Origin of the sequence: Nonomuraea sp. PA05, assembly GCF_008086045.1 — a bacterium.
In the GTDB taxonomy this organism is placed as follows: domain Bacteria; phylum Actinomycetota; class Actinomycetes; order Streptosporangiales; family Streptosporangiaceae; genus Nonomuraea; species Nonomuraea monospora.
The window spans coordinates 19,912-41,936 of record NZ_VSEY01000023.1 but is presented as its reverse complement, the minus strand read 5'-3'; the positions used below and the strand labels follow the sequence as shown (position 1 = coordinate 41,936).

The window sequence follows — 22,025 nt, the reverse complement described above, 5'->3', positions numbered from 1 at the left end:
CCGCCACTCGATGGAAGCGGGACACCACCAGGCACGACGCTGGACCGGGGAAAGGAGAGGCGATGCCGACGCGAGAGCCCGCGCGTCCACCCGGACGTCACGTTCCCGTACGCGTGCCGGCCAGGCGCAGCTTCGGCGACGTGCTCGCCGGGATCGGGGCGCTGGTCGTGCTGGTGGCGCTGGTGGGCGGCGTGCCGTACGCGCTGCTCAGCTACGTCGGCCCGCCCGTCAGACCCGAGCTGCTCGACCTCGACGTGTGGACCGGCAAGGTCGGCTACAGCACCATCATGGCCGTGCTGGTGCTGATGGTGTGGGGCGCCTGGTTCCAGCTCTTCGTGTGCGTCATGGTCGAGGTGTACGCCGGGGTCCGCCGGGTCGGCATGCCCGCCCGAGTGCCGCTCTCCGGCGGGATGCAGTTCCTCGCCAACAAGCTCGTCTCGGCCGTGCTGCTGCTGTTCACCGCGGGGGCGATGGTGGTGCCGCTGGTCAAGCTGGCGCCCACGCCGGCCGCCCCGCCGGTGACGGCGGTCGCCTACTCGGCGCCGCTCGTCGAGCAGACGCTGGAGACGCCCAAGACCAAGAAGGTGTACGTGGTGCAGCCGCCGCACGGCCGCCACCACGAGAGCCTGTGGGAGATCGCCGAGAAGTGCCTCGGAGACGGCCGCCGATACCCCGAGATCTACCGGCTCAACCAGGCCAAGGAGCAGCCCGACGGCACCCGCCTGCGGATGGCCGACCTGATCAGGCCCGGCTGGGTGCTCGACATGCCGGACGACGCGCGCAACGTGCACATCGTCCCCGCCGGTCAGGCGCGCGAGCAGACGCTGCGCGAGCACCCTGGCCGGGCGCACGTGGACCGGCCCGAGCCAGGCGAGCGGGGCGAGGCCAAGCACCGCCAGCCCGAGCAGGAGAGCGAGCGCACGGAGCAACAGGAGGGGCAGCAGGGCAAGCACGCCGACCGGCAAGAAGGCAAGCACGCCCAGCAGGAGGGCAAGCGCGCCGACCAGGAGGACGAGACGCCGACGGACCGGCAGCCCGTCGTCATCTCCGAGCCGCAGGGCGGCGAGCTGACCCAGTACCTCGCCGCCGCCTCGCTGGCCGCGGCCGGGCTGCTGCTCGTGCTGGCCAGGCGGCGCAGGGAGCAGCTCTGGCGGCGGCTGTTCGGCCGGCGGATCGTCCGGCCGCGCGACGACGCCGCGCAGGCCGAGATCGCGCTGCGGCTCGGGAGCGACGCGCCGGGGGCCCGCATCCTGGACGTCGGGTTGCGCATGCTCGGTGCCGAGCTGGCCGCCCAGCGTCGTACCCCGCCTGTCGTGTACGGGGCTCACTTGTCCGCGCGGTCGCTCGACCTGTGGATTCATCCGGCCGATGATGATCCGCCCGCGCCGTGGACGGCGGCGGACGGTGGGCAGATCTGGCGGCTGCCCGCTCACGAGGGCCGCCACCTGCCCGACCCCAGGACCCAACCCGCTGCTTCCGGCGGCCAGGCGTCGTCGGGCTGGGCGTCCTCCTCCGGCGACCAGGAAGGCCGTGTTTCCTCGTCCGGCAACCAGACGCCGTCGGGGCGGGCACCGTACTCCGACAGCAGGCCGCAGCTCGACGCTCGCGTCCGCCCGGCCAGGGCGGCGCAGTCCGACGCCCGCGTGCGCGCCGGTGGGGTGCCGCAACCCGACAGTGGCCTCGGCGGACCTGACGCCGGGCTGCGACCCGGCGGGGCGCCGTATCCAGGGCTGGTCTCCATCGGCACCGACGCCGCGGGCCGCGTCCTGATCGACCTCGAAGCCGCCCAGGGCCTCATCAACGTCCGAGGCGCCCAGACCACCGCCGCCCTGGCCGCCCTCGCCGTCGAGCTGGCCACCAACCTGTGGTCCGACCGCATGCGCATCACCCTCGTCGGCTTCGGCGGCGAGCTGACCGCCATCGCGCCGGGCCGGGTGAGAGCGGTGGGCAGCCTGGCCGAGGTGCTGCCCGAGCTGGAGGCGAGCGCCGCACCCCGCAGGGAGGTGCTGACCGGCCGCATCACCGGCAGCCCGCGCAGCGCCCACTACCTGCTGTCCGCGGTGGCGCCCACGCACGAGGAGGCCCGCCGCCTGGCGCTGCTGGCCCGCAGGGACACCGCCGGGTACGTGGTGGCCGGCGAGGTCCCGCACGCCACGTGGACCCTGGAGATCGGCGACGACGGCAGGGCCAGGATCGCCGAGCTGGGCTTCGAGGTGGACGCCCAGCTTCTGCCGCGCCGCCACTACCAGGCGCTCATCGACCTGTTCCGCACCGCCGGACGCCTGGAGGGCGAGGCGATCCCGGAGGCGGAGCCGCTGGCGGGGCTGCATCCGCCCGCCGTCGAAATCAGGATCCTCGGCCCCGTCGAGATCGCCGGCCTGCCTCCGCTGGAGGAGGGCCGGATGGAGCTGGCCACGGAGCTGGTGGTGTACCTGGCCACGCACGTCGGCGGCGTGCACCCGGTGGTGCTCGGCGGCGTGTTGTGGCCGCGCGGCGTGCAGGACATGGTCAGGGATGCCACGATCGCCAGGGTCGCCGAATGGCTGGGGCCGGAGCACCTGCTCACCGACGAGGCGGGCAGGCTGCGGCTGGGACCTGACGTCCGTACGGACTGGGTGCTGTTCCGCGAGCTGGTCCGCCGCTCGCAGAACGACCCGACGGCCAGGGCCGTCCTGCTGGAGAAGGCGCTCGGCCTGGTCAGGGGCCCGCTGCTGGCCGCGCGCGGCCCCGGCAGGTACGCCTGGCTGGCGGCCGACGACCTGGAGTACGACGTGAGCGCGGCCGTCGCCGACGCCGCGCACCAGCTCTGTGAGCTGCGGCTGGCGCACGGCCAGCCGGACGCCGCGGTGGCCGCCGTCCGCGCGGCGCTGCTGCTGGCCCCCGACGACGAGGGCCTGTGGCGCGATCTGCTGCGGGCCACGCACGCGACGGAGGACACGGTACGCCTGCGCGCCGTCGTCGAGGGCCTGACCAGACGGGCCGCCTCGCACTCGTACGGCGGGGCGATGGCCCCCGAGACCGAGGCGTTGATCGAGGAGCTGCTGCCCACGTGGCGCATTCATGTGGTGAGGGAGTCGTCGGCATGAGACGTGCGGCGATAGTGCTGTGCCTACTGGGCTCGCTGCTCGCGGCGGGTTGCGGAGCGCAGGAGCGGCCGTACCGGCCCCAGGAGGGCGCCCCGCCGCCGGCGGCCTCCGCGCGGGCCGCCACCCCCAAGGCGCAGCCGTCGTCCGGGCCCGCGCTGGTCCGGGTCGCCGACGGCCTGAAGGCCCGCATCGAATGGCCCGCGGACCCCGACCCGCTGCTGAAGGTCATGGTCGACCAGTACGTCGGCACCCGCAGAGCCGTCGCGGAGAGCGAGCGCGTCTACAAGGACGGCATGGAGCTCGACGCCGCCGTGCAGGCGACGAAGTGGGTGCAGTCGTTCGCCGACGAGCAGTGGTCGATGCGCGGCGTCGGACGGCTGTACAACCTGCGCGTCAGCGCGCGCGTGGGCAAAGGCGCCCAGATAGACGCCTGTGTGGACGAATCGGGGGTCCGGATGGTCTCCACCCGTACGGGAAAGGCCGTCAGCCCCCAGCCCGAGTGGTTGCGCACCCCCTACGGCCAGAGCGTGGCCGCCCGCCGAGGTGACGACGGGGTGTGGCGCATCAGGACCTACGTTCCCTCCAGAGAGAGATGCACCCGATGAAAGCCTGGCTAGCGGCCCTGCTCATGGCACCGCTGCTCCTCGACCCCATCCCCGGCCCCGGCGACAACACGACCCAGGAGAAGGAACAGACCGGCAACACGGTCGGGTGGAGGGGTAAACACACCAGCATCAGGGTCAGCGGCGACGTCGGCGGCAGCGGCGACGGCTACCGCATCCCGCAGCCGTGCTGGTACGAGCCCGGCCCCACCCCGGAGGAGATGCTCCGCCAGCGCAGCGAGGGCCGCGACGCGGCGAACAGGGCGCGGATCGACGAGGAGGGCCACCAGGCCTTCATCCAGCAGTTCAAGGACAAGATCGGCAAGGACGGCCGCTGGTGGCTGCCCGGCCTGAACGAGGCCGACCCCAACGGCGTGGCCTGCTGGACGAACCTGGAGCAGTTCATCTTCGTCCCCACGGGGACGACGCCGCCCTCCGGCCTCACCATCGACCAGCTCGCGCAGATCGCCCGCGCCGCGCTCACCGTGCCGGAGCCCGCCGTCAAGCTGAACCCCGACGCCAAGAGCTACGTGAACCTGCCCACCTGGGTCTGGCTCGAAGGCGTCGGCGAGCAGACCCGCACCGTCACGGCCGAGCTGTCGGGCGTCATGAGCGTGACCCTGGTCGCGACCCTCGACGACATCCAGATCGACCCGGGCACGACACGTGAGCGGGCGGAGGTCACCGAGAGCGGTTGCGGGGCGGCCGGGAAGCCGTACACGAAGGGCGGGGAGTTCTCGTGCGGCGTGCGGTACCTGCGCTCGTCGATCGACCAGCCACGCGAGAAGTACACGCTGACCGTGACGACCCTGTGGCCGGTGGACATCCAGGCCCAGGGCGGTGTGGTGCCGTTCCAGTTCGACCCCGTGGAGCTGGAGACCTCGCGTGACGTGCCGGTCGGCGAGATCCAGAGCAACGTCACCCCTCCCTCAGGACAGAACGGCGGCTAGCGGGGCCAGCTCCGGCTCCTGCGCGGCCTCGGCCAGCACCTCCTTCAACACGGTGTCATGCGTCGGCTGCGCCTGCTCCAGCAACTCCCGTCCGGCAGGCGTCACCTCGGAGTAGATCCCCCGCCGATCGTCCTCGCACAGGTACCGGTGCAGCAGCCTCCGGTTCTCCAGCCGCGTCACCAGCCGCGTGGTCGCGCTCTGGCTGAGCACCACAGCCCTGGCGAGCTGCTGCATGCGCATGTGCCAGCCGTCCTGCCTGGCGAGCACGTCGAGCACGGTGTACTCGCTCACGCTGAGCTCGTGCGCCTTCTGCAGGGCCTTCTCCAGCCGATCCTCGATCTTGGCGTGCAGCGCCGCGAGGGTGCGCCAGCCCTGGGCGCGCGCCTCGGCGGCGTCATCGGCTATGGGCATGTGGACAGCCTCCTCCGGCATGGTTGTATGGTCAGTTAGTCGGCGTGTGCAAATAATGTCTACGCTTACTAACGTCGTCTGAGGAGAATTCTATGCCTCTCGCCCTGTTCGCCCTCGCGATCAGCGCCTTCGGCATCGGGACCACGGAGTTCATCATCAACGGGCTGCTGCCCGAGCTGGCCACGGACTTCGGCGTGACCATCCCCGCCGCCGGCCTGCTGGTCTCCGGCTACGCCCTCGGCGTCGCAGTCGGCGGGCCGCCGCTGACCATGCTCGGCGGGCGCCTGTCGCGCAAGACCATGCTGCTGGCTTTGATGGTGCTGTTCATCGCGGGCAACCTGCTGTCAGCACTTGCCCCCTCGTACGGCGTGCTCATGACCGGACGCGTGCTGGCGGCCTTCGCGCACGGCGCCTACTTCGGCGTCGGCTCCGTGGTGGCCGCCGACCTGGTGGCGCCGCAGAAGCGGGCCAGCGCGATCGCCCTGATGTTCACGGGGCTGACGCTGGCCAACGTGCTCGGCGTGCCGCTGGGCACGTGGATCGGGCAGGCGTTCGGCTGGCGCGCCACGTTCTGGGTCGTGGTCGCCATCGGCGTGGCCGGCCTCGCCGGCGTCCTGGCCCTCGTACCGCGCCAGCCCCGGCCCTCGGGCGGCGGCCTGCTGCGCGAACTGGCCGCCTTCCGCACGGCCGGCGTCTGGCTGGCGCTGGCCATGACCGTTTTCGGCTTCGCCCCCGTCTTCGCCGTCATCACGTTCATCGCGCCGATCATGACCGGCGTCGGCGGCTTCTCGCCGGGGGCGGTGCCGGTGGTGATGGCCGTCTTCGGCGTCGGCCTCGTCGCCGGCAACCTCATCGGCGGCAAGCTCGCCGACCGTGCCGTCATGCCCAGCATCTACGGCTCCGTCGGCCTGCTCACCCTGCTGGCCGTCGTGGTGGCGCTCGTCTCGTCCAGCCAGATCGCCTTCGTCGTCGCGATCACCCTGTTCGGCGTGGCCGCCTTCGCCACCGTCCCGCCCCTGCAGACGCGTGTCCTGGACGCGGCGGCGGGCGCCCCCACCCTGGCCTCGGCCGCCAACATCGGTGCCTTCAACCTGGGCAACGCCATCGGCTCGTTCGCGGCCGGCCTGACCATCGACGCCGGCCTCGGCTACACGGCCCCCGCCTGGACGGCCGCTTTGCTCGGGCTGGTGGGGCTTGGTGTGGCCGGGGTCGCGGGGATGCAGGCCCGGCGGCGGCTGGTTCCCGCTTGATCGCCGTCAGGGCTGGCGTGGTGCCAGCCCTGACGGGGTGAATCAGTCGAACAGTTCGTCGGCGGTGGTGACGGTGGCGGCTCTGCTGATCCATGTCATCAGCGTCGCCTCGTCGGTGCAGGCGAGGATGCGCTCCCGTGCTTCCTGCGGTACGGGTACGTTTCGGCTCTCGAGGAAGCCGAGGATGGCCTTGGCTTTGCCCCTAGCCTTGCCCAGTTCGACCCACTCGCGGACGAAGTCGAAGGTCATGAGGTAGTCGCGATTTACGGCCGTCTTGCGTGGCGCCGGCCGTGACGGGGGGATCAATCGAACAGTTCGTCGGCGGTGGTGACGGTGGCGGCTCTGCTGATCCATGTCATCAGCGTCGCCTCGTCGGTGCAGGCGAGGATGCGCTCCCGTGCTTCCTGCGGTACGGGTACGTTTCGGCTCTCGAGGAAGCCGAGGATGGCCTTGGCCTCGCCCCTGGCCTCGCCCCTGGCCTCGCCCCTGGCCTCCCCCCGTTCGACCCACTCGCGGACGAAGTCGAAGGTCATGAGGTAGTCGTGGTCCACGGTCATCTCGAGCTCCTCGTAGATCTTCTTGGCGACGGACCGGGGCACCGAGCTGAGTACCAGCTCAATATAGCTTGGCCGATCCTTCGGGCTCTCGGCTATGGCCTGGACGTACGTTTGCACGATCTTGTCTCGTAGCTCGGACGCGTGGGTGCTGTGCACGATCGTCGAAAGGGTGGCGAGTTCGGGGTTGGCGGCGGCCTGCGTTGCGTCGATGATCGGCGGCACCTCCTCCGGACCCACGACGACAGGCACCAGCACCCACCCCGGATGCCCCATGTCGATGGCTTCGGCGCAGGCCTTGGCTGTCGCGGTGTCCCGGCAGAAGACCACGAGCAGCACCGGGCACTTGGTACGTGCCCGCAGCGTGCTCAGGTAGACCGGCCAGGACCATTGTTTACGCTTGTCGGGCGCCCGCTGGATCTCCAGCACCACCGCGCTCACCGGCGTCCCGCCTCGGGTCATGACGATCACGGAGTCGGCGCGGTACTCCGTCGGTCTGCAGTCGGTGAAGTCGGTGTTGCCGAGCGACATCTCATCGCAGGCCGGCACGGCGATTCCCTGCTCCGTCAGCAGAGCCGTGACCAGGGACGGGCGATTGCGGACGAGCTCGATCAGGTACTCATGTTCTAAAGTCACTGCCATGGACGGATACATTACCTAGAGCAGCGAATACATTACACGGAGTTAACGATTCCTCCACTTTCGTAGGCGATCAGCCACTCTTTTACCGGTACGCCGTAGTAATACCCGCCATATCCCCCCGAGCTGGGCAACACCCGATGACAAGGCACGAACGGCGCGATCAGGTTCTGCGAACAAGCCGACCCCGCCACCCGGGCCGCCGTCTTGGGCATCCCCGCCCGCTCCGCCAGCTCCGCATAGGAGACGGTCGTCCCCGCCTTGACCTCCCGCAACGCCGCATGCAGCCGCTTACGTGTGGGCGAGCCGGGCTGCGAGACGGGGACGGTGTCCAGCGCGTGCAGGTCGCCGTCGAAGTAGGCGCGGGTGGCCTCGGCGGCCAGGCCGAGGTCGGGGACGACTTCCAGCCCCTCGGCCTGCAGCGCGGGGGTGAGCCGGACGAACATCTCCGTCGGGTCGGCGGTGAAGCCGGCCGCGACCAGCACTCCCTCGCGGGCGAGCAGGGCCAGCGGCCCCACCGGCGTCGGAACGAGCTGAGCAGCGATCATGAGGAGCTCCAGAGGTGCAGGGCGGCGTACGCCCGCCACGGGCGCCACCGCTCGATGTGGTCGTGAGAGATGCCGAGGGCGGCCATGCGCTTGTTCAGGACGAGGTCGCCCGTCGGCCACGCGTCCGGGTCGCGCAGCGCTCGCAGCGCGATGTAGCTGGCCGTCCACGGGCCGATGCCGCGAACCTCCAGCAGCGCCGCCACCGCTTCCGCGGGGTCCTGCCCGCCGTCCAGGTCGATGTGACCCTCCGCCAGGCGGGCGGCGAGGTCCTTGAGGGTGTCGATCCGGCGGTTGGTCAGGCCGAGACCGGTCAGGTCGGTGTCCAGGAGGCGGGCCGGGGTGGGGAAGAGCCCGCCGGGCGCGGCGGCCTTGGCGACGATGCGGCCGAGCAGCGTCCGGGCGCCGGCCACCGAGATCTGCTGGCCGACGACCGCGCGCACGGCCAGCTCGAACCCGTCGAACGCCCCCGGCACCCGCAACCCGGGCCTGGCCGCGACCAGCGGGGCGAGCGAGGTTTGGCCGAGTACCTCGGAGATGGCGTCGGGGTCGGCGTCCAGGTCCAGGAGTCGGCGGCAGCGGGCGACCAGGCGGGCGAGCTGGCGGGTGTCGTCGACGGTCACGTCCAGGGCGATGTGGTCGCGCTTGGGGGTGAGGGTGAGCGTGCCGCCTGGTACTGCTCTGGTGTACTTCGTGTGGTCGGCCACCTCCAGGCCGGGGATCGCGCGGGAGGTCAGGAAGGCGAGCACGCCGTCCGCGTCGTACGGCTCCCGCCGGTGCAGCCGCAGCCGCAACGTCGCACCCCCGGCCACTGCGGCCCCGTTGGCCACGACCGCTCGCGGCCCCGCCGTGGCGCGCAGTTCGCTCGGCGTGAACCCGTACGTCTCCCGCATGGTCGCGTTGAACTGCCGCACGCTCCCGAACCCGGCGGCGAACGCCACCTCGGTCACCGGCAGCCCCGTCTCCGTCAGGAGTTGCTTGGCCAGCAGCAGCCGCTTCGTCCGCGCCACCGCCAGCGGCCCGACGCCCAGCTCGGCCACGAACAGCCGGTGCAGGTGCCGTTCGGTGATGTGCAGCCGCTGGGCGAGCCCGGCGACGCCCTGCTCGTCGGCCGCGCCGTCGTCGATGAGCCGCAGCGCCCGTCCGATGAGGTCGCCGCGCACGTCCCAGCCGGGGTCGCCGGGCGACAGTTCGGGGCGGCAGCGCTTGCAGGGGCGGAATCCGGCGGCCTCCGCCGACGCCGCGTGCCGGTAGAAGCGCACGTTGCGCGCCGACGGGGTGCGGGCGGGGCAGATCGGCCGGCAGTAGATGCGGGTGGTGGTCACCGCCGTGTAGAAGCGCCCGTCGAACCGGGCGTCCCTGGCGGAGACGGCCCGGTAACAGGAGTCGAAGTCGAGTTCTACTGGTGACATGCCTCCGACAGTATGCGCTCCCCAAGGGGACTGACTGGCGGAAATCAGACGCCAACGTCAGCCCACCGGGACGGCTACTTGGAGGAGACGCCCACCCCCAGGTCGAACTCCCGGTAGACCCGGGCCCAGAACCCGTCGCGCAGCCACACCCGCGCCTCCGGGTAGGGCCGCAGCGAGTGCCCGAGCTCCTTCTCGGCCTCGATCAGCAGCTCGGTGTCGATCACGGTGGGCAGGATCGGCCCGGGAAGCAGATCGCGGATGTTGTCGCGCCCGCGCGTCAGTATCCACTTCTGCGCGACATGTTCACCCACGTCCTCGACCCGAGGTCTGCTCGGCCCGAGTTTGGCGACCTGGCCCGGTTTGGCGTGCGGTTTGACGGGGGCGCGCCCGGCGAAGACCTGGGCGGGCGAGGGTGCGGCGGCGGGTGGAGTGACAGGGACGGGCTGGGGAGCACGGCTGAAAAACGGTCTTAGGAAATCGGCGCTGATCACTTCGACGGTGTCGGACTCCCACACCAGCCGTTCGGCCTGGTTGGTGCCGTACGGCGGTTCGACGCCCCACAGATGGATGCGCACGCCGTACGCCTGCGCCGCCTCCACCGCCGGGACCATGTCCTCGTCACCCGCCAGCAGGATCGTGTCAGTGACCGCATGATGCCTGGCCAGTGCCTCCAGATCACTCCGGATCTGTGCGTCCACGCCCTTCTGCTGGCCGCGGGCGTTCAGGTTGCCAAGTCGCACCTTGACCCACGGAAGCTGAGCGATGACACGCTGGTCGACGGTAGGCACGCGATCACGGGCTGCGTCATACCAATAGATCCGCAGAAGTTCGCCCGAAATGCGTTCCTCTGCATGTTTCTGTAGACTCTGGATGAGCTCATCGGCGGCCACCCGATATTCCTTGCGCTCCTTCGCGCCGAGCAGCACTTCGCCTGCCGCAGCGTACAGATAACCGACATCCACTAGGACGGCGTACTTGGCTGCCACAGGATGCGGCATGAGGTCTGGGATGGCCATGTCGTCCTCCAGGCCGCGGTGTTAGTTGATCGGCCGACTATATACGCCTACTTTCTCTAGATAGTCCCAACTCCCGGGGAACTTGACACCCGATTCCCAGGATCTATCTAGGGTAGTGCGCTCATCCGCCATGCCGACTTCCCTGGCGCGACAGGCTTACGCATAGCTCTAGCCGGGTTTCGCCATGTTTGTCTTCCCGGTGCGGGTGGTGCCTGCCGTTCGGCGCGCCGGGACGCCAGGACGGCCGCCAGCGCGGCGATCTCCTCAGGCGTGGCGTCGCCCCGGACAATGCGCAGGTCAGTCGTCACAGCGGAATGTTCCCATGCTTCTTGGGCGGCAGCGTCATCCGCTTGTTCCTGAGGGCTCGCAGCGCCCTGACGACCTGCGGCCGGGTTTCGGATGGCCGGATCACCGCGTCCACATAGCCGCGCTCCGCCGCGATGTACGGGTTGGCCAACGTGTCCTCGTACTCGGTGACGAGGGCGGCCCGCTCGGCCTCGGGGTCGTCGGCGGCGGCGAGCCTGCGCCGGTGGAGGATGTTGACCGCGCCCTGCGCGCCCATGACCGCGATCTGCGCGGTGGGCCAGGCCAGGTTGATGTCCGCGCCGAGGTGCTTGGAGCCCATGACGTCGTACGCGCCGCCGTACGCCTTGCGGGTGATGACGGTGATCAGCGGGACGGTCGCCTCGGCGTAGGCGTACAGGAGCTTGGCCCCGCGACGGATGATTCCGTTCCATTCCTGATCGGTGCCGGGAAGGAAACCCGGTACATCAACAAAAGTCAGGATCGGAATATTAAACGCATCACATGTTCGAATAAATCGGGCGGCCTTCTCGGATGCGTTGATATCCAGACATCCCGCGAAATGCATGGGCTGGTTGGCCACCACGCCCACCGGCTGGCCGTCCACCCGGCCGTACCCGACCACCATGTTCGGCGCGAACAGCGCGTGGACCTCCAGGAACTCCCCGTCGTCCAGCACGTGCTCGATCACCCGGTGCATGTCGTACGGCTGGTTCGGCGAGTCGGGGATCACCTCGTCCAGGCCGGGGTCCGGGTCGAGGTCGGCGGCCGGTTCGTACGCCGGAGCCTCGTCCAGGTTGTTCGACGGCAGGTACGACAGCAGCGCCTTGACGTACTCGAGCGCGTCCTCCTCGTCGGCGGCCTGGTAGTGCGCCACCCCCGACCTGGTGTTGTGCGTGCGGGCCCCGCCGAGCTCCTCGAACGTGACCTCCTCGCCGGTCACCGTCTTGATCACGTCGGGACCCGTGATGAACATCTGCGACGTCTGGTCCACCATCACCACGAAGTCGGTCAGCGCGGGGGAGTAGACGTGGCCGCCGGCCGCCGCGCCCATGATGAGCGAGATCTGCGGGATCACGCCGGAGGCGTGCACGTTGCGCTTGAAGATCTCCGCGTACAGGCCGAGCGCGACCACACCCTCCTGGATGCGCGCGCCGCCGCCCTCGTTGATGCCGATGATCGGGCAGCCGGTCTTGATCGCCAGATCGAGCACCTTGACGATCTTCTCGCCGTACACCTCGCCGAGCGAGCCGCCGAACACCGTCACGTCCTGCGAGAACACGCACACCTGGCGGCCGTCGACCGTGCCGTGCCCGGTGATGACGCCATCGCCGTACGGCCGGCGCTCTTCCATCCCGAACATAGTGGACCGGTGCCTGGCGAACTCGTCGAACTCCACGAACGAGCCCTCGTCCAGCAGCGCCAGCACCCGCTCCCTGGCCGTCATCTTGCCCTTGGCGTGCTGCTTGTCCACCGCCGCCGACGAGCCCGCATGCACGGCCTCGTCGAGTCGCCGCTCCAGGTCGGCGATCTTCCCGGCGGTGGTGTGGATATCCGGCTCCTCCGGCATCGCCTCCGCAGTGCTCATGCGCGCAAGGCTAGTCCTCCTCCTAGAGTGAAGCCATGTCGGACGCGGTTCGCACGCACGCCCTGTTCAAGCGTTACGGGCAGCAGATCGCCGTCGCGGGGGTGGACCTCGTGGTCCCCGCCGGGAGCTTCGCCGGCCTGGTCGGGCCCAACGGAGCAGGCAAGACGACCACCCTCAGCATGATCACCGGGCTGCTCCGTCCCGACGGCGGGTCCGCCGAGGTGGACGGCTTCCACGTCTGGCGCGACCCCGTCGAGGTGAAGGCGCGCATCGGCGTGTTGCCCGAGGGGCTGCGGCTGTTCGAGCGGCTGTCGGGCCGCGAGCTGCTCATCTACAACGGCAGGCTGCGCGGCCTGCCCAAGGCGGACGTCGAGCAGCGCGCGGGCGAGCTGCTGGCCGTGATGGACCTGGCCGACGCCGCCGACAAGCTCGTCGTCGACTACTCCACCGGCATGCGCAAGAAGATCGGCCTGGCCGCGGCGCTGCTGCACAACCCGTCCGTGCTCTTCCTCGACGAGCCGTTCGAAGGCGTCGACCCGGTCAGCGCGAACACGCTCACCGAGGTGTTACGGCGCTTCACCGCCTCCGGCTCCACCGTCATCTTCTCCAGTCACGTGATGGACCTGGTGGAGCGGCTGTGCGACTGGGTGTCGGTGATGAGCGCGGGGCACATCGTCGCGCAGGGGGCGCTGGCGGACGTACGCGGTGATCGTCCCTCACTCAACCAGGCGTTCCTCGAACTGGTCGGCGGCGCGCCCCAGAGCGGCGAGCCGGGCCTGGGCTGGCTCGGCGGCAGAGCACGCGAACAAGCGCGGGAGCAGACGGCCGAACAGGTGGCCGAGCAGGCACAAGCCCCCAGCGACTCCCAGCAGCAGGCCTCCCCATGACCACCGTCGCCCTCTTCGCCCAGCTCAAGCTGCGCCTGATGGCCGGCAACCTGCGCGGCGACCTCCAGCGCAAGCTCGGGTTCATCTTCACCCTCCTCGCCGCGGCGGGCCTGGCCGTGCTCGGCTTCTTCCTGATGAGCCTGCTGCGGCTGGCGCCCCCGGACATCGCGGCCTCGCTGGTCATCATGGCGTTCGCCGCGTTCCTGTTCGGCTGGATGGTCGTGCCGCTGATGGCGTTCGGCCTGGACGACACGCTCGACCCGGCCAAGCTGTCGCTGTTCCCGCTGGGCACGCGGCGGCTGGCGATCGGCCTGTTCACCGCCTCCGTCACGGGCGCCTGGCCGGTGGCGATGCTGATCGTGACGCTCGGCGCCCTGGTCGGGCTGGCCTCCAGCGCCGGCGGCTGGCTGCTCGGGGTGCCGGCGGTGCTGGTGCAGTTCGCGCTGTGCGTGGTGGCGTCCCGGCTGATCACCACCGCGCTGTCGAGCGCGCTGCGCACCCGGCGCGGGCGCGACGTGCTCGCGGTGGCCGCGCTGCTCGTGGTGCTGCTCGCGCAACTGCCCAACCTGCTGATGAACGGCGGCTTCGGCGACCCGGCCACCATGTTGCACGCGATGGCGGGCGTGCTGCGCTGGTCCCCGCCCGGCATGCTGGCCCACGCCATCGCCGACGGCGGCCTGGTCGGGGTGGCCGAGGTGGTGCTGGTGGCGCTGTTCACCGTGGCGCTGGCCTGGCTGTGGATCAAGGCGCTCGCGCGGGCCCTGGTCACGCCGGACGTCTCCACCCAGGCCGCCTCCGTGCGCAGGGAGCGCGGTCTCGCCGACCGGTTCCTGCCGGACGGGCCGCTGGCCGCGGTGGTGACCAAGGAGCTGAAGTACATCAGGCGCGACCCCCGCTACCGGGTGGGCTGGTTCAGCGCGATCCTGGTGACGGTCGTGCTGTCGTTCTCCCTGACCAGGACAGCCGAAGCGGGCGCCGGGCTGCCGATCACCCTGTCGTGCATGGGCGCCCTGATGATCGCGCTGCAGTCGATCAACGCGTTCGGCATCGACGGCCGCTCCCTGTGGATGAACGCCGTCGCCTTCGGGTCCGAGCGCGGCCTGAAGCTCGACCTGGCAGGCCGTCACCTGGCCAACGCCCTGATCGCGGTGCCCGTGATCGCCGTGATCGCGGTCGCGACCGGCTTGCTCACCGGCCAGCCGGGCGCGATCCTGCCCGGCATGCTGACCGGCTGGGGCGCGCTCGGGGTCGGCCTCGGCGTCGGCTCCGTGACGAGCGTGGTGCTGCCGTACACGGCGCCCGAGCGGATGAACGCCTTCAGCGGCGCCGCGCCCGGCCAGGGCGGGCTGGCGTTCGCGTCCGCGATGGGCGCCACGGTCGGCATCGGGCTGATCGTGCTGCCGTTCGTGGTGCCGCTCCTGTTCGGGCTCCTGTGGGTGTCCATCCTGGCGCCGTTCTACGGTCTGCTGGCGGAGGTGCTCGGCCGGCGGCTGGCCGCCCGCATCGGCTTCGCCCGTACCCCCGAGCTGCTCGCGGCGGTCTCGAAGCCCACCTGACCAGTGGTCTAGTCCAATAACTGAGACCGGTCTACGTCGGCCCGAATCGACTCGATACCCTTCGAAACATGATTGACCAGGGGCTCGAGCGTCGCAGTGCCGCCGTAACCGAGATGCCGGACGAGCTACGCCACGATGTGCGTCTGCTGGGCAAACTGCTCGGCCAGGTGCTCGCCGAACAGGGTGGCGAGGACCTGCTGGCCGATGTCGAACGTTTGCGCAAGGCCGTCATCGCGGCACGCAAGGGTGAGATCTCGGCCGACGTGATCACCGAGATGGTCGCCGGATGGGAGATCGAGCGGGCCGTGGCCGTGGCCCGCGCGTTCACCTGTTACTTCCACCTGGCCAACCTGGCCGAGGAGCATTACCGCATCCGCACCCTGCGGGAGCGGGACGCCGAGGGCAGGGTGCAGCGCGAGTCGCTGGCACAGGCCGTGCACGAGCTCGGGCACGAGCGCGTCACCGAACTGCTGGAGGGCCTGGAGCTGCATCCGGTGCTCACCGCGCACCCGACGGAGGCGCGCAGGCGCGCCGTCGTCACCGCGATCCAGCGCATCAGCGGCCAGCTCACCGAGTACAACGCGCCCGGCCGCGGCGCCTCCGAGCGCGCCGAGAGCAAGCGGCGCATGCTGGAGGAGATCGACATCCTGTGGCGGACGGCTCAGCTCCGCTCCACCAAGCTGGACCCGCTCGACGAGGTGCGCACGGCCATGGCCGCCTTCGACGAGACGCTGTTCCGCATGGTGCCGCAGGTCTACCGCTCGCTCGACGCCGCGCTCGACGAGCGCACCGGCACCCGTCCGCCGCTGGCCAGACCCTTCATCCGGTACGGGAGCTGGATCGGCGGCGACCGCGACGGCAACCCCAACGTGACCTCCAAGGTCACCCGCGAGACCATCCAGATCCAGTCCGAGCACGTGCTGACGGCCCTGGAGACCGCCTGCACGCGCATCGCCCGCACGCTCACCGAGTCCGCCCAGTTCGCGCCCTGCTCGCAGGAGCTGAAGACCGCGCTGGCGACGGCCGTGGACGGGCACCCCGACGTGGTGTCCGAGCTGGCCACCCGCTCGCCGCGGGAGCCGCACCGGCAGTGGCTGCTGTTCGTCGGCGCGCGCATCGCCGCCACCCACCGCCGCAACGCCGACCTGGCCTACCGCTCGCCCGACGAGCTGCTGGCCGACCTGCGGCTGGCCCAGGAGTCGCTGGCCGCCTCCGCGCCGCGGCAGGCGTACGGGGAGTTGCAGCACCTCATCTGGCAGGTGGAGACGTTCGGCTTCCACCTGGCGGAGCTGGAGGTGCGCCAGCACTCGCAGGTGCACGCCGCCGCTCTGGAGGAGCTGCGGGCCGGCGGCGAGCTGTCGGAGCGCACCGAGGAGGTCCTGGCCACGATCCGGGTGATCGGCTGGATCCAGGAGCGCTTCGGCGTCACCGCCTGTTCCCGCTACGTCGTCTCCTTCACCCGCACCGCCGAGGACATCGCGGCGGTGTACGAGCTGGCCAGGCACGCGCTCGGCGACCGCGCGCCGGTGCTCGACGTGGTGCCGCTCTTCGAGTCCGGCCAGGACCTGGCCAACTCGCCGCTGGTGCTTTCCGGCATGCTCGACATCCCCGAGGTGCAACGGCGGCTGGCCGGCACCGGCCGGCGGATGGAGATCATGCTCGGCTACTCCGACTCGGCCAAGGAGCTCGGCCCCGCCGCCGCCACGCTCCGGCTCTACGAGGCGCAGGAGGAGCTGACCACCTGGGCCGCCGAGCACGACGTCCAGCTGCGCATGTTCCACGGCCGCGGCGGCGCGCTCGGCCGCGGCGGCGGCCCGGCCAATCGCGCGGTCCTGGCCCAGGCGCCCGGCTCGGTCGCGGGCCGCTTCAAGGTCACCGAGCAGGGCGAGGTCATCTTCGCCCGCTACGGCCACATCGCCATCGCCCGCCGCCATCTGGAGCAGGTGGCCAACGCCGTCCTGCTGGCCTCCTCGCCCACCGTCGGCGCCCGCACCGCGACCGCCGCGGAACGCTTCCGCGGCCTGGCGGAGCAGGTGGCCACGGCCTCCGAGCAGGCCTACCGCGCGCTCACGGAGGCCCCTGGCTTCCCCGAGTGGTTCGGCCTGGTCAGCCCCCTGGAGGAGATCGGCACTCTCCGCCTCGGCTCCCGCCCGGCCCGCCGCGGCCTGGGCGCCCCCCGCTCCCTCGACGACCTGCGCGCCATCCCCTGGGTCTTCGCCTGGGCCCAGACCCGCGTCAACCTCCCCGGCTGGTACGGCCTCGGCACCGGCCTGGCCGCCGCCGACTCCCTCGACGAGCTGCGGGCGGCGTACGCGGAGTGGCCGCTGTTCAACGTGATGCTGGACAACGCCGAGATGTCGCTGGCCAAGACCGACCGCTCCATCGCCAAGCGCTACCTGGCGCTGGGCGGCAGGGAGGACTTCGCCCAGCAGGTGATGGAGGAGTACGACCGGACGCGGGAGCTGGTGCTGCGGGTCACGGGGCACACGCGGCTGCTGGAGAACCGCAAGGTGCTCTCCCGGGCCGTCCAGCTCCGCGACCCGTACGTGGACGCGCTGTCGCACCTGCAGTTGCGGGCGTTGCGCGCGCTGCGCACGGAGACCCTGTCGGACCAGGAGCGCGACCGGCTCTCCACGCTGCTGCTGCTGTCGGTGAACGGGGTGGCGGCGGGCCTGCAGAACACCGGCTGACGCCCCCGGCGCGGGAGGTGCCCCCCTGAGGGGGCCTCCCGCGTTCAGCCGAGGCTCTGGAAGAAGCCGATGACGTCCGAGGTGAGCGCCTGCGTTGCGGTGTGGGCCGTGTAGTGGCCGCGGGCCGGAGCCGGGAGGGTCTTCCAGGAGACGATCCCGCTGTGGTCGCGGTCGGCGAAGCGGCGGATCGACTTGAAGTCGCCCTCGCCCATGGCCAGCGCCGTCGGCACGGTCGTCGGCTCCTTGGGGTGCTCGGCGCGGGCGTTCTCCCAGTACAGGCGCAGCGCCGAGGCGGCGGTGCCGGTGAACCAGTAGATGGCCGCGTTGGTCACCACGAAGTCGTCGTCGAGGTCGTCGTCGAGGAGCTGGGCCAGCCAGCCGATCAGCCCGGCGGGGGAGTCGGTGATGGCGTGGGCGAGGGTCTGCGGCTGCTGTGACTGCAGCACGTTGAACGCGCCCTTCTCCTTCCAGAACCAGTCGAGCACCGCCAGCCCCGCCTGCTCCTCCTCGGTCAGCTCGGCGAACTCGGCCGGGTCGCCCGACGGGAACGAGAAGAGCTGGGTGACGTGCACGCCGACGACGTGCGCCGGGTCGATCCTGCCGATCTCGGGGGAGACCATCGAGCCGGCGTCGTTGCCGACGGCGCCGTAGCGCTCGTAGCCGAGGCGGGCCATCAGCTCGGCCCAGGCCTTGGCGATGCGCAGGTTGTTCCAGCCCAGCTCGTGGGTCGGGCCGGAGAAGCCGTAGCCGGGCAGGGACGGGATGACCAGGTGGAAGTGGCGCGACAGGGGCTCGATGGCGCGCAGGTACTCGGCGATGGAGCCGGGCCAGCCGTGGGTGAGGATCAGGGCGAGCGCGTCGGGGTTGCTGGAGCGGACGTGCAGGAAGTGGATGTTCTGCCCGTCAATCTCGGTGGTGAACTGCGGGTGGGCGTTGAGGGTGGCCTCGACGGCCCGCCAGTCGAAGCTCTCGCGCCAGTGGGCGACCAGGCGCTTGACCCGCTCGACGCCGACGCCCTGGTCGGCGCCGGGGATCTCGTCGGCGAAGCGGGTCAGGCGGAGGCGGGTCTGGAGGTCGTCGAGGTCGGACTGGGGGATCTCGACGCGGAAGGGGGAGATGGTGCTCATGATCAGGCCTCCGAAAGGAACGGAATGTTTCGTTCTGTTCTAAGAGTAGCAGAACGGAATGCTTCATTCCACTGTTAGGCGATGATTCTTTCCGCTCCCGCGTACACGTTGCAGCGCTCCCCGCGCAGGAAGCCCACCAGCGTCAGCCCGAACCCCCTGGCCAGCTCCACCGCCAGCGACGACGGCGCCGACACCGCGCACACCACCGGGATGCCCGCGGCCAGCGCCTTCTGCATGATCTCGTAGCTGGCCCGCCCGCTCACCATGAGCACGTGCTCCGACAGCGGCAGCCGCCCCGCCATGGACGCCCAGCCGACGAGCTTGTCCACCGCGTTGTGACGGCCCACGTCCTCCCGGACCGCCGCCAGGCCGCCGCCGGAGGAGAAGAGCCCCGCGGCGTGCAGCCCGCCCGTCTTGCCGAACACGCCCTGGGCCGCGCGCAACGCGTCCGGCAGCCCGTACAGCAGCTCGGGGGTGAGCTTGAGCGAACCGGGCGGGACGGGCGCGCACCGGTCGCGCAGCGCGTCGAGGCTCGCCGAGCCGCAGACGCCGCAGGCGCTGGAGGTGAGGAAGTGCCGGTCGAGAGCGGGCAGCTCGGGCACCGGGACGCGCAGGCGCACCGTGACCGTGTTGTAGCGGGCCTCGGGCGGCAGGTCCTCGTCGGTGCAGTACGCGATCGAGGCGACGTCGCCGTGCCGAGCCAGGCCCTCGCCGTGCAGGAACCCGGCGGCCAGCTCGAAGTCGTGGCCCGGCGTGCGCATGGTGATGGCCACGGTCCTGCGGGTGCCGTCGGGCGCGGTGAGGCGGATCTCCAGCGGCTCCTCCGTGGCCAGGTCGTCGCGCCGCTGCCTGGCGGACGGGCCGGACAGCTCCGTGACTCTGATCCGGGTGGTCGGCCCGGGGCGCTCACTCACCCCACCATCTTGCCTCCTCCGCTCCCGGGAGCCCGCCATCAGGGAAGATGGGGGGATGGCCGACTCACGCTACTCCGACCTCGACCGCCCTCCGCTGTCCGAGACGGCGCTCAACCGGGCCCTGGTCCGCCCCGGCTCGCTGTGGACGGCTGTCACCGTCGTCGACAGCACCGGCTCCACCAACGCCGACCTGGCCCAGGCCGCCAGGGACGGCGCGCCCGAGGGCACGGTGCTGGTCGCGGAGGCGCAGCAGGCCGGCCGCGGGCGCCTGGGCCGCACCTGGTCGGCGCCGCCCCGATCGGGGCTGACGTTCTCGATCCTGCTGCGTCCCGAGGTGCCGCCGCTCGCGCAGGGCTGGCTGTCGCTGCTGTACGGCGTCGCCGCCGCCTCCGCCGTACGCCGCCTGGCGGAGGTCGAGGTGGGCCTCAAGTGGCCCAACGACCTGCTGATCGGCGAGCGCAAGCTGGCCGGCGTGCTGGCCGAGCGGGTGGACGACGCCGTCGTCATCGGCATGGGCCTGAACGTGACGCTGCGGCCCGACGAGCTGCCCACCGAGACGGCCACCTCGCTGAGCATCGCGGAGGGCGCCTGCCTCGACCGCGATCCGCTGCTGCGCGCCGTGCTCAGGGAGGTCGAGACCCACTACCGCGAGTGGGGCGAGGCCAAGGGCGACGCCGACGCGTCGGGCCTGCGCGCGGCGTACCTGGCGGTCAGCTCCACGGTGGGCCGCCGGGTCAGGGTGGAGCTGCCGGGCGGGCAGGCGCTGAGCGGGCTCGCGACCGGTGTCGACGGCGCGGGCCATCTGCAGGTGGAGTCCGGCGGCGAGCGGTACACGCTGAGCGCGGGCGACGTCGTGCATGTGCGCGCGGAGGACTGAGTGCACGTGCGCGCGGAGAACTGAGTGCATGTGCGCGCGGAGGACTGAGCTGCTCGATCTGTCATGGGCATGGCCCCGGCCTCCCGATGGTGGCACGATGCTGCCCATGACCCTTCCCGACCATCATCTGACGCAGGGTGAGCGGCGCGTCCGATCCTTCCACCCCCACTGGAAGCGGCTCGTCGTCCCCTTCATCGCGTTGGTCCTCATCGCCGCGGCCACGGGCGCGGCGCTGTACTTCATCCCGGACTTCGAGTACGTGTCCTACGCCAGGATCGCGGTCGTCGTCATCGGGCTCATCCTGCTCACGATCTGGTCGTTCGTGCCGTACCTGCAGTGGAAGAACACCGGCTACGTGCTCACCACGCACCGCTTCACGATCAGCACGGGCGTGCTCAACAAGTCGACCGACGAAATCCCGATCACCAAGGTCAACACGGTGAGCTCGGACCAGACCTTTCCCGAGCGGTTGCTCGGCTGCGGCACGCTCACGGTCGAGTCGGCCGGTGACCGCGGGGAGATCGTGCTGAAGGACATCCCGCGCATCCAGGACGTGCGCACCGACCTGTTCAGGCTCGTCGAGGACGCCTCCGACGGCGAGGTCGACGGACGTTGAAGTGAAGTAGCCTCGCTCGGGTGAGCGAAGCCCGTCCCGGCCGCCCGAGCGCCGAGGAGATCGAGCGACTGCTGGTCGGCCTGCCGCCCCGGTACACGCGGGTGGAGGTCGCCGCCAGGAGCGGGGTGCCCAGGGAGCTGGCCGAACGCATCTGGCGCGCGCTCGGCTTCGCGCAGCGGGCCGACGACGCCGTGGCGTTCACCGAGGCGGACGTGGACGCGCTGCGCCGGGTGCGCAGCATGCTGGACGGCGGCCTGCTCGACGAGCAGACGGTGATCCGCATGGCCCGCGCGCTCGGCCAGACCACGGCCAGGCTGGCGCAGTGGCAGGCCGAGATCATGATCGGCACGATGCTGCCCCCCGACTTCGCCGAGGACGACGTGGCGGCGGTGCTCGACGCCGCCCAGGGGCTGATGCCCGATTTCGAGCACGTGCTCATCCACGTCTGGCGGGCCCAGCTCGCCGCCGCGGGCACCCGGCTGCTGGCGATCGCCGACGGCACCGACGAGCTGGTGCCGACCCGGGTGACGATGGCGGTCGGGTTCGCGGACCTGGTGTCGTTCACCAGGCGCAGCCGCGAGCTCGACGAGAAGGAGCTGGCAGGGCTGGTGGAGGGGTTCGAATCGCGGGCCTCCGACGTGGTGGCCACGCACGGCGCCCGGCTGGTCAAGACACTGGGCGACGAGGTGCTGTTCACCGCGCAGGGCCCTGAGCAGGCCGCGGCGATCGCCCTCGACCTGGTGGAGACCGAGGAGCTGCGCATCGGGATGGCGTACGGGCCGGTGGTGCCGATGATGGGCGACGTCTTCGGCACGACCGTCAATCTCGCCGCCCGGCTCACCGCGATCGCCAGGCCCGGCACGATCCTGGTGGACGAGGCGCTGGCCGGCGGGCTCGACGGCGAACCGTACGAGGCGCACCGGATCAGGCGCCGTCCGGCGAGAGGCCTCGGCGTGGTGCAGCCCTATGTCTTGCGGAGATCATCCTCCTGACCCAAGATGA

Annotated in this window: 20 protein-coding genes; 10 read left to right on the top strand and 10 right to left on the bottom strand. The window is 71.0% G+C overall.

Features of this window, described 5'->3' with window-relative positions:
- Window positions 1-62: 62 nt before the first annotated feature.
- The 3 genes from FXF51_RS62900 to FXF51_RS32630 are packed head-to-tail and all read left to right on the top strand — an operon-like array spanning window position 63 to window position 4,638.
- Window positions 63-3,086, top strand: coding sequence for a BTAD domain-containing putative transcriptional regulator (locus FXF51_RS62900; RefSeq protein ID WP_262379996.1), 3,024 nt, complete (start codon window positions 63-65; stop codon window positions 3,084-3,086).
- Window positions 3,083-3,691 carry a hypothetical protein gene (locus FXF51_RS32635; protein ID WP_148438541.1) on the top strand — a complete coding sequence of 203 codons (609 nt, stop codon included), beginning with the start codon at window positions 3,083-3,085 and terminating at the stop codon, window positions 3,689-3,691. Before FXF51_RS62900 ends, FXF51_RS32635 begins: the two co-directional genes overlap by 4 nt.
- Complete coding sequence (locus FXF51_RS32630; protein ID WP_148438540.1) at window positions 3,688-4,638, top strand: hypothetical protein; 951 nt, start codon at window positions 3,688-3,690, stop codon at window positions 4,636-4,638. The genes FXF51_RS32635 and FXF51_RS32630 overlap by 4 nt, the downstream gene beginning before the upstream one ends.
- Here the strand turns inward: FXF51_RS32630 and FXF51_RS32625 are convergent.
- Entirely contained in the window at window positions 4,618-5,049 is a 432-nt protein-coding gene (locus FXF51_RS32625) for a MarR family winged helix-turn-helix transcriptional regulator (RefSeq protein WP_148438539.1), read from the bottom strand. The genes FXF51_RS32630 and FXF51_RS32625 overlap by 21 nt on opposite strands.
- 92 nt (window positions 5,050-5,141) lie before the next feature.
- Here FXF51_RS32625 and FXF51_RS32620 point away from each other — a divergent pair, with 92 nt between their 5' ends.
- A complete protein-coding gene (locus FXF51_RS32620; RefSeq protein ID WP_148438538.1) occupies window positions 5,142-6,299 on the top strand; it encodes an MFS transporter in 1,158 nt (385 codons plus the stop codon).
- Between the two features lie 42 nt (window positions 6,300-6,341).
- On the opposite strand, the gene FXF51_RS32615 is transcribed toward FXF51_RS32620, so the two are convergent.
- From FXF51_RS32615 to FXF51_RS32585, 7 genes are all read right to left on the bottom strand, one after another.
- The gene (locus tag FXF51_RS32615) at window positions 6,342-6,548 is read right to left on the bottom strand and encodes a hypothetical protein (RefSeq protein WP_148438537.1); all 207 of its coding nucleotides are present in this window, start codon (window positions 6,546-6,548) and stop codon (window positions 6,342-6,344) included.
- Between the two features lie 53 nt (window positions 6,549-6,601).
- A complete protein-coding gene (locus FXF51_RS32610) occupies window positions 6,602-7,507 on the bottom strand; it encodes a hypothetical protein (RefSeq protein ID WP_148438536.1) in 906 nt (301 codons plus the stop codon).
- Between the two features lie 20 nt (window positions 7,508-7,527).
- Window positions 7,528-8,040, bottom strand: a complete 513-nt coding sequence (locus FXF51_RS32605; protein WP_148438535.1) for a methylated-DNA--[protein]-cysteine S-methyltransferase — start codon at window positions 8,038-8,040, stop codon at window positions 7,528-7,530.
- Window positions 8,037-9,449: an AlkA N-terminal domain-containing protein gene (locus tag FXF51_RS32600; protein WP_148438534.1), complete on the bottom strand. Its 1,413-nt coding sequence runs from the start codon at window positions 9,447-9,449 to the stop codon at window positions 8,037-8,039. The genes FXF51_RS32605 and FXF51_RS32600 overlap by 4 nt, the downstream gene beginning before the upstream one ends.
- A gap of 74 nt (window positions 9,450-9,523) precedes the next feature.
- Window positions 9,524-10,465: an NYN domain-containing protein gene (locus tag FXF51_RS32595; RefSeq protein ID WP_125632505.1), complete on the bottom strand. Its 942-nt coding sequence runs from the start codon at window positions 10,463-10,465 to the stop codon at window positions 9,524-9,526.
- Window positions 10,466-10,572: 107 nt separating this feature from the next.
- Window positions 10,573-10,773, bottom strand: a complete 201-nt coding sequence (locus tag FXF51_RS32590) for an acyl-CoA carboxylase subunit epsilon (protein ID WP_148438533.1) — start codon at window positions 10,771-10,773, stop codon at window positions 10,573-10,575.
- Window positions 10,770-12,356 carry an acyl-CoA carboxylase subunit beta gene (locus FXF51_RS32585; protein WP_148438532.1) on the bottom strand — a complete coding sequence of 529 codons (1,587 nt, stop codon included), beginning with the start codon at window positions 12,354-12,356 and terminating at the stop codon, window positions 10,770-10,772. The genes FXF51_RS32590 and FXF51_RS32585 overlap by 4 nt, the downstream gene beginning before the upstream one ends.
- Window positions 12,357-12,391: 35 nt before the next feature.
- Here FXF51_RS32585 and FXF51_RS32580 point away from each other — a divergent pair, with 35 nt between their 5' ends.
- The 3 genes from FXF51_RS32580 to FXF51_RS32570 all read left to right on the top strand — a co-directional run bounded on the left by FXF51_RS32580 (window position 12,392) and on the right by FXF51_RS32570 (window position 17,489).
- Window positions 12,392-13,243 carry an ABC transporter ATP-binding protein gene (locus FXF51_RS32580; protein ID WP_262379995.1) on the top strand — a complete coding sequence of 284 codons (852 nt, stop codon included), beginning with the start codon at window positions 12,392-12,394 and terminating at the stop codon, window positions 13,241-13,243.
- The gene (locus FXF51_RS32575) at window positions 13,240-14,799 is read left to right on the top strand and encodes a hypothetical protein (protein ID WP_148438531.1); all 1,560 of its coding nucleotides are present in this window, start codon (window positions 13,240-13,242) and stop codon (window positions 14,797-14,799) included. The genes FXF51_RS32580 and FXF51_RS32575 overlap by 4 nt, the downstream gene beginning before the upstream one ends.
- Before the next feature lie 68 nt (window positions 14,800-14,867).
- A complete protein-coding gene (locus FXF51_RS32570; RefSeq protein ID WP_148438530.1) occupies window positions 14,868-17,489 on the top strand; it encodes a phosphoenolpyruvate carboxylase in 2,622 nt (873 codons plus the stop codon).
- Between the two features lie 44 nt (window positions 17,490-17,533).
- On the opposite strand, the gene FXF51_RS32565 is transcribed toward FXF51_RS32570, so the two are convergent.
- Together FXF51_RS32565 and fdhD are read right to left on the bottom strand one after the other, a co-directional pair.
- Window positions 17,534-18,616, bottom strand: coding sequence for an epoxide hydrolase family protein (locus FXF51_RS32565; protein WP_148438529.1), 1,083 nt, complete (start codon window positions 18,614-18,616; stop codon window positions 17,534-17,536).
- Window positions 18,617-18,690: 74 nt separating this feature from the next.
- A complete protein-coding gene (gene fdhD / locus FXF51_RS32560) occupies window positions 18,691-19,530 on the bottom strand; it encodes a formate dehydrogenase accessory sulfurtransferase FdhD (RefSeq protein WP_262379994.1) in 840 nt (279 codons plus the stop codon).
- Between the two features lie 55 nt (window positions 19,531-19,585).
- Here fdhD and FXF51_RS32555 point away from each other — a divergent pair, with 55 nt between their 5' ends.
- The 3 genes from FXF51_RS32555 (at window position 19,586) to FXF51_RS32545 (ending at window position 22,015) form a co-directional block, all read left to right on the top strand.
- Window positions 19,586-20,407: a biotin--[acetyl-CoA-carboxylase] ligase gene (locus tag FXF51_RS32555; protein WP_148438527.1), complete on the top strand. Its 822-nt coding sequence runs from the start codon at window positions 19,586-19,588 to the stop codon at window positions 20,405-20,407.
- A 106-nt stretch (window positions 20,408-20,513) separates the two neighbouring features.
- Window positions 20,514-21,023 (top strand): PH domain-containing protein, encoded by a 510-nt coding sequence (locus FXF51_RS32550; RefSeq protein WP_148438526.1) that lies wholly within the window; start codon window positions 20,514-20,516, stop codon window positions 21,021-21,023.
- Between the two features lie 20 nt (window positions 21,024-21,043).
- Entirely contained in the window at window positions 21,044-22,015 is a 972-nt protein-coding gene (locus FXF51_RS32545; RefSeq protein ID WP_148438525.1) for an adenylate/guanylate cyclase domain-containing protein, read from the top strand.
- Window positions 22,016-22,025: the final 10 nt, after the last annotated feature.